Origin of the sequence: Salinivibrio sp. PR919 (genome assembly GCF_001995355.1) — a bacterium.
In the GTDB taxonomy this organism is placed as follows: Bacteria; Pseudomonadota; Gammaproteobacteria; order Enterobacterales; family Vibrionaceae; genus Salinivibrio; species Salinivibrio proteolyticus.
This window is the reverse complement of the sequence record NZ_MUFL01000118.1, coordinates 1-6,854: the sequence shown is the minus strand read 5'-3', so window position 1 is coordinate 6,854 and position 6,854 is coordinate 1. Positions and strand designations below refer to the sequence as shown.

7 protein-coding genes are annotated in these 6,854 nt (G+C 46.8%); 6 read left to right on the top strand and 1 reads right to left on the bottom strand.

Annotated elements, in window-relative coordinates; all coding sequences use genetic code 11:
* Window positions 1-148 precede the first annotated feature (148 nt).
* The gene (locus BZG83_RS15425) at window positions 149-1,096 is read right to left on the bottom strand and encodes a slipin family protein (RefSeq protein ID WP_069589812.1); all 948 of its coding nucleotides are present in this window, start codon (window positions 1,094-1,096) and stop codon (window positions 149-151) included.
* Between the two features lie 549 nt (window positions 1,097-1,645).
* Between BZG83_RS15425 and cspE the strand changes: the two genes are divergently transcribed.
* From cspE to BZG83_RS15390, 6 genes are all read left to right on the top strand, one after another.
* Complete coding sequence (gene cspE, locus BZG83_RS15420) at window positions 1,646-1,852, top strand: transcription antiterminator/RNA stability regulator CspE (RefSeq protein WP_069589811.1); 207 nt, start codon at window positions 1,646-1,648, stop codon at window positions 1,850-1,852.
* Between the two features lie 165 nt (window positions 1,853-2,017).
* Window positions 2,018-3,016 (top strand): bacteriohemerythrin, encoded by a 999-nt coding sequence (locus tag BZG83_RS15415; protein WP_077481862.1) that lies wholly within the window; start codon window positions 2,018-2,020, stop codon window positions 3,014-3,016.
* Between the two features lie 360 nt (window positions 3,017-3,376).
* Window positions 3,377-3,934, top strand: coding sequence for a diaminobutyrate acetyltransferase (gene ectA / locus BZG83_RS15405; RefSeq protein ID WP_077457896.1), 558 nt, complete (start codon window positions 3,377-3,379; stop codon window positions 3,932-3,934).
* Window positions 3,935-3,945: 11 nt separating this feature from the next.
* Complete coding sequence (gene ectB, locus BZG83_RS15400; protein ID WP_077481859.1) at window positions 3,946-5,223, top strand: diaminobutyrate--2-oxoglutarate transaminase; 1,278 nt, start codon at window positions 3,946-3,948, stop codon at window positions 5,221-5,223.
* A gap of 45 nt (window positions 5,224-5,268) precedes the next feature.
* Window positions 5,269-5,658 carry an ectoine synthase gene (locus tag BZG83_RS15395; RefSeq protein WP_077457892.1) on the top strand — a complete coding sequence of 130 codons (390 nt, stop codon included), beginning with the start codon at window positions 5,269-5,271 and terminating at the stop codon, window positions 5,656-5,658.
* A 78-nt stretch (window positions 5,659-5,736) separates the two neighbouring features.
* The coding region (locus BZG83_RS15390) for an aspartate kinase (protein WP_077481857.1) at window positions 5,737-6,854 on the top strand (1,118 nt) is incomplete at its 3' end.

Here is a 6,854-nt window from a genome sequence, read left to right as displayed (position 1 = left end):
CGCCAAAAGACCCGCCAGCACCGCAGCAACCCCTGTTGCCAGCAATACGATGGTTGATAAGCCAAGCAACCACACTTCGACTACGAGCAGTAACAGCCCGATAACCATCGTCATCTCAGCTAGATGGGTGGTAAACCAGTTGTGCATATTAGCCTTTCACTTTGTTCAGTGTTTGAATGATGGTCATCGCTTCAGCAACCGTACTCGCTGCACCGGTCCCCGACTCAGGAAGCAATACGACAGAAGACTCTTTCGCGATCGCTTCTTTGGCACTGATGGCTTTTTCTGCCAAGTCTAATTGGATGGCTTTCTGGCCCTCTTCCGTGATCGCTCGTGAACCGACAATTTCAAGCGCTTCAGCTTGTGCTTCCGCGACCGCGATAATCGCTTTCGCTTCCCCTTCCGCTTTCAAGATCTGCTCAGACTTTTCCGCTTCTGCAGCAAGTACCCGTGCTTGTTTTTGCCCTTCTGCAACGTTGATATCCGACTGACGTGCCCCTTCTGACTCAAGGATCACCGCACGTTTTTCACGTTCGGCTTTCATTTGACGCTCCATCGCATCCAATACGGAACGCGGCGGATCAATATCTTTAATTTCATAGCGAAGGACTTGTACGCCCCAAGGCTGAGCGGCTTCGTTAATCGCCGAGACGATTGCCGTATTAAGGCTTTCACGCTCTTCGAAGGTCTTATCTAGTTCCATCTTACCCACTTCACTACGCATTGTGGTTTGCGCCAGTTGGGTCACGGAGTAGATATAGTCATCGACACCGTAGCAAGCTTTGTAAGGATCCAGCACTTTGATATAAAGCACGCCATCTACGACTAGAGAGATGTTGTCTCGGGTAATGGCCGACTGACTCGGCACATCGAACGCTTGCTCTTTTAGCGTACGTTCATAGGCTAGACGGTCGATAAAAGGCACAATAAAGTTCAAACCCGCTTCCATCGTTTTGTAATATTTACCAAAACGCTCAATCACATAGGCGGTGTTTTGCGGAACAAACTTTACCGAGCCACGCAAGAAAACAATCACTAGGATTGCGAGTACAATCCAAACGCTAAACGCGCTAGTAAGAGAGACCATTTCGTTCATTGGAGTTCCTATCAGTAGAGGATCGACAAACAGCAACACGCTGCTACTCGTAGAAAGCATTAAGAGTACGTCAATGTCGATGAAAAAAGACAGCGCCCGATAGCATCTTTGACATCCGTCCCAATACAGGACGCGATTTTCGCCATTGATTTGCTTAATTCTGACAAAAATCTCGGCGCTTGATCTCACTTTCAATCATTCACTCAAAATAAACCGGATATAAAGTGCGAAAAGAGATTTACCTCACATTCTTTTGCGTGTATTCTCGCTAATGTTCAACCGTGTTGGTTGACGTTACTGAAAGCTGAAAGGCGACTATCGTCACAGCCAACAGTAAACTGACGCGCAAATTACGCGTAGTCCTCTTGGAGCTGTTAAGCGGCTTCGCTAATCGGAAATTTATGCAGCAATTGAATATAGAAACATCGAAACACCCTACCGTTTGGCTGGAAAGTTAGTTGTCCTGAAGATATTCGCTACATTTGCCCATAGAACGATTAATGGCACTCGCGTCACTGCTACACCTAGTTAATATATTCAGGAGACATCATGTCTAAAGCTAATGGTACCGTTAAGTGGTTTAACGAAGAAAAAGGTTTCGGTTTTATCCAGCAAGAGAACGGTCCAGACGTATTCGTTCACTTCCGCGCCATCGTTGGTGAAGGCTTCCGCACTCTAGCAGAAGGCCAACAGGTTGAGTTCGATATCGAGCAAGGTCAAAAAGGCCCACAGGCAGCGAACGTAACTCGCCTGTAAGCTAAACCAGATTTAAGAAGAAAAGGCGCCTTTTAGGCGCCTTTTTTTGTATGCGTAATCTCTCACTCCCCGCAAAAACGTATAAAAAATTCTACAAATCACTCAGCAGCAAAACTCGCCATTTACTATGCTTTTAAAACAGTTAGCGCTTTGGCAGGAGGGAGTATGCTATCTCGGTGTTTAGTGGTAGATGATCATGAGATGATTCGAGATACCATAAGTTTGATGGCACAAGCGCTAGGGATCAAATCCGTTATCACGGCGGCCGATGGTGCTGAAGCTATATCAAGGGCCTTTCACGAACAACCTAGCTTAATTATCACTGACCTACAGATGGAGCCTATCGATGGCTTGGAGATGCTTAGGCTTATCCGTAGTGGTCGCTACCACCTACAGCACGATGTCCCGATCATCATTCTCACCGCAAATGCCTCCCAATCAGTGATAAGCGAATGCATCCGCTATGATGTTGACGCATTCATGGTCAAGCCAGTTAGAAAACAAGACCTCGAAAATCGCGTTCAACAGCTAGCCAAAGATACCAAATCCAAAAAGCCACCAAAATACTACTTTGAGATGTATCAGGCCGATCCAGCTAAATCGACCGATTTTGAGCACAATGGGGCCATTGTCTTCACTGAAGAAGAGCAGGAGAAAATCGAAAACATTTCGGACACAAGCCCGACAATTGATACAACAGCACCCCCTGTTACGCCTGAACAAGCGACAGCAAAGAGCAAAGACAGAAAGTTTATTCGTTGGCAGGACAAATACTCTGTGGGGCACTCAGAACTCGATGCCAGCAACAAGCAATTACTGGCTATCATCAATGACACCTATGAGGCTATCGCGTACCATCATGCCGATGGTGAAAAAGGAGATTTTGATGATCTCGCCCAGCGGTTTCGAGACTACATTGTGTCCCACTTCCAGCTAGAAGAAGACATTCTTCACGATCTCGCCTACCCCAAATACAAACAACATGCAGCCATCCATGAACGTTTATCACGGCAAGCACATTATGTGTTACTGCAATGCCAGGCGGATCCTGAACTGTACCCTTCAGTCTTTTTCAAGTTTTTGCGTTACTGGTGGGTACACCACGTCGTCAAAGAAGACAGACAATATCGCGAATTCCTTAGCCAGTCGCCTCAATCCGCCTAGTCACCCTATTAGATTCACAAGCAGCAAAGGTGACTAGGCTTTTTGTCTATTAAAATCTATTTTGTGTCTATTTTTAATAGCCAACCCTTTCACCTCACTCAACTCCAACTGAGACGAAGTCCAAGCCGCTCCTCCCATCTTTGTGGCATGAGTCACACCAGATTGAGAATCGTCAATACATTTAGGCCAGTAAATGTTACGCATCAAAGCATTGTGATTAATAAAAAATTTAACATTAAAAAATCTCATAAATATCATATATTTAAACTGTAGTGACAAACCGATTAGCGCAACCCGGGGTTGATAAACAAAATCCATCGCCTATTATGTATAACGAATTCGTTAGAGCACAAAACAATTATGTGGCGATCAAAAACGACAGATACGGCAGTTCTTGAAAACGAAGTCCTTGACCGTAAACAGATAAAACCGAGCACGCGGTTTGTGTTTCGTAAGCCATCAATTCGTGATGGTGGCGACATCTATCGATTAATCACTCAGTGCCCTCCGTTGGATGTGAACTCCGCCTACTGCAACTTCTTACAGGCAACGCACTTCAAAGAGACCTGTGTTGTGGCAGAGCGTGACGGCGACATTCACGGCTTCGTCTCTGGCTACATTCGTCCAGAGCAACCAGACACATTTTTTGTGTGGCAGGTAGCCGTATCGCCCAAAGCACGTGGAGAAGGGCTTGCCCTATCAATGGTCGAAGCGTTACTAGCGCGCAAAGTGTCACAAGACATCCGATTCATTGAAACCACAATCACTGAAGACAACGCTGGTTCTTGGGCGCTGTTCAAAAAGGTAGACCGCCTCTACGGTACAGGTGGTCAGCGCTCAGTGTTCCTTGATGAACAAGAGCACTTTAACGGTGAACATGACACCGAATACCTTTTCCGAATTCCACTCAAAAAATAACAGGATGAGTTATGGATATCTTTAAATCGCAGGAGTCAAATGTTCAATGTTACGCTAACAACTTCCCCGTCGTGTTTGAAAGCGCGAAGGGCTGTTGGATCACGGGCGTTGACGGCAAGCGCTACCTCGATTTTCTTGCTGGCGCCGGTTCGCTTAACTATGGACACAACAACCCGACGCTAAAAAAAGCGCTGATTGAGTACATCGAGAAAGATGGCATTACCCACGGCTTGGATATGCACACCGGTGCAAAAGCACGCTTTCTCGAGGTATTTAAAGAGCACATCTTGGCACCACGTAACTTGGACTACAAACTCCAGTTCACCGGTCCAACCGGTACAAACGCTGTTGAAGCGGCGATGAAGCTGGCACGAAAAGTGACAGGTCGTCCGAACATCGTTTCATTTACGAACGGCTTCCACGGCTGTACCTATGGCGCACTCGCTGTGACCGGTAATCATCACCATCGCGGTGGTGGCGGTATGCCAGTGAATAACGCGGTAACACGTATTCCGTATGACGGCTATGCCGATGTTGACGGTCTCACACTGTTCGAAACCATGCTAAACGATGCCTCAAGCGGTCTAACAGGTGGAGATAAACCCKCCGCAGTCTTGCTTGAAGTCGTTCAAGGTGAAGGTGGTCTCAATGCAGCTTCCAATGAATGGCTGCAACGCCTAGAAAGCATCTGTAAAGAACATGGCATCTTGATGATCGTCGATGATATTCAAGCTGGCTGTGGTCGTACTGGTACTTTCTTTAGCTTTGAGCCATCAGGTATCAACCCAGATATCGTGACCTTGTCGAAGTCGATTGGTGGTTATGGCCTACCAATGGCACTGGTTCTGCTGAAACCTGAGCTGGATCAATGGGCACCTGGCGAACATAACGGTACATTCCGTGGTAACAGCCATGCATTTGTGACAGCTGCAGAAGCGATTGAAACTTACTGGCTAGATGATCAGTTCCAAACTCATATCCAAGCGCGTGCTGATCAACTCAATAAAGTGTTGAAAGACGTCTTAGCGAAAAATGGTGACCTGTTCGACACCATCAAAGGTCGTGGCCTGATGCAGGGTATCGCATGTAAAAATGGTGATATCTCTGATGCCATCACAAGCCTTTGTTTTGAGCACGGTATGATCATCGAAACAGCTGGCCCTGATGATGAAGTGATCAAATTCTTCTCCCCATTGACAGTCAGCGAAGCTGAAATGGAGAAAGGCCTGCAGATTTTTGTTAAGTCGGTTGAGCAATACAAAAAAGACAAATTGAAAAAAGCGTCTTAATTCAAAGCGCTCACCCATTAACAAACAGACGTATAAAGGATTGACATGATTGTTCGCACATTAGAAGAATGCCAAAACAGTGAACGCCGCGTAGTGGCTGAAAATTGGGAAAGTGTCCGTATGTTGTTGCGCGATGACAACATGGGCTTTTCGTTCCACATTACCACCATTTACGCCAATACTGACACGCATATCCATTACCAGAATCACTTAGAGTCTGTGTATTGCATGTCAGGTGAAGGTGAGATTGAAACGACCGACGACGGTAAAGTGTATCCAATCAAACCTGGCACACTGTACATTCTTGACAAACATGACGAGCACCAGCTTCGCGCAAATAAAGGTGTTGATATGGTCATGGCCTGTGTCTTTAACCCACCGATTACTGGGCAAGAGACACATGACGAAAACGGTGTTTACCCTCTGGTCGATTAACCGTCTTGGGGCAGCGGGATGCTGCCCCTGTAAACCCAATCGACGACTTCAATTCATAAAAGCCCACAAGGAGCTCACATGAATCATACCGTTGAAAAGATCGGCGGTACATCAATGTCAGCGTTCGACGCTGTCATGGATAATATCTTTTTGTACCCGTCTAACCCTTATAACCGAATTTTTGTGGTTTCTGCTTATGCTGGCATCACGGATGCACTGCTGGAGTGTAAGCGTTCTGGCAAGCCGGGTATCTATCGCCTACTCGCCGCCAATAACCCGAAGTGGCGCGATGCTATGGAAGAGCTGGAACAACGTATGCTGCTTATTAACAGCAACATGTTCCCTGACCCCGTTTACCGCGAGCGTGCAGACAACTTCATTCGTCAGCGTATGGAGAAAGCGCACAGCTGCATCGAAGGTATTCTCGAAACCTGTAACTATGGGCAGTTTTCTCTAGAAAGCTATTTGCCCCAAGTGCGCGAGTTCCTCTCGTCAATTGGTGAAGCTCACAGTGCGCACAACTCTTCTCTTTTGCTTGAGAGCGTGGGAATTAACTCACGGTTTGTTGACCTTTCTGGCTGGGACAACCCCGACGAAGCACAAGGTGATTTAAACACCGTGATTGCGCGTGCTATGGAAGATATCGATCTCAGCAATGAGCTGCCCATCGTTACCGGCTACGTATACTGCGATGAAGGTTTGATGAAAACATACGATCGCGGCTATAGCGAAATGACGTTCAGTCGTATTGCGGTATTGACCAAAGCAAGCAGCGCGGTGATCCACAAAGAGTATCATTTAAGCAGTGCTGACCCGCGTATCGTCGGTCCAGAACGCGTCCAGCCGATGGGCTTGAGCAACTACGACGTGGCTGATCAGCTTGCCAACTTGGGGATGGAAGCGATTCACCCTAATGCCGCATCGGGAATGCGTGCAGTTGGCATCGAACTGGTGGTGAAAAATACCTTCGAACCCGATCATCCAGGTACGGTGATTTCCCACAAATATCGCCCGAAAGACAATGAAATCGAGATCATTGCAGGTCGTGATAAAGTGCTAGCACTGCATATCTTTGATCAATCAATGGTTGGCCATGTYGACCGCGTCAGCTATGACGTGATGGAAATCATTCGTGAGGAGAACGTTCAGCTAATCAGTAAAGAGATGAACGCCAACTCAATCACTTACTATTTGGA

Bases quoted from the DNA above. Each gene is read 5' to 3' on its own strand.
- BZG83_RS15415 (WP_077481862.1), top strand. From the start codon at position 2,018: ATGCTATCTCGGTGTTTAGTGGTAGATGATCATGAGATGATTCGAGAT.
- ectA (WP_077457896.1), top strand. From the start codon at position 3,377: ATGTGGCGATCAAAAACGACAGATACGGCAGTTCTTGAAAACGAAGTC.
- cspE (WP_069589811.1), top strand. From the start codon at position 1,646: ATGTCTAAAGCTAATGGTACCGTTAAGTGGTTTAACGAAGAAAAAGGT.
- BZG83_RS15395 (WP_077457892.1), top strand. From the start codon at position 5,269: ATGATTGTTCGCACATTAGAAGAATGCCAAAACAGTGAACGCCGCGTA.
- BZG83_RS15425 (WP_069589812.1), bottom strand. From the start codon at position 1,096: ATGAACGAAATGGTCTCTCTTACTAGCGCGTTTAGCGTTTGGATTGTA.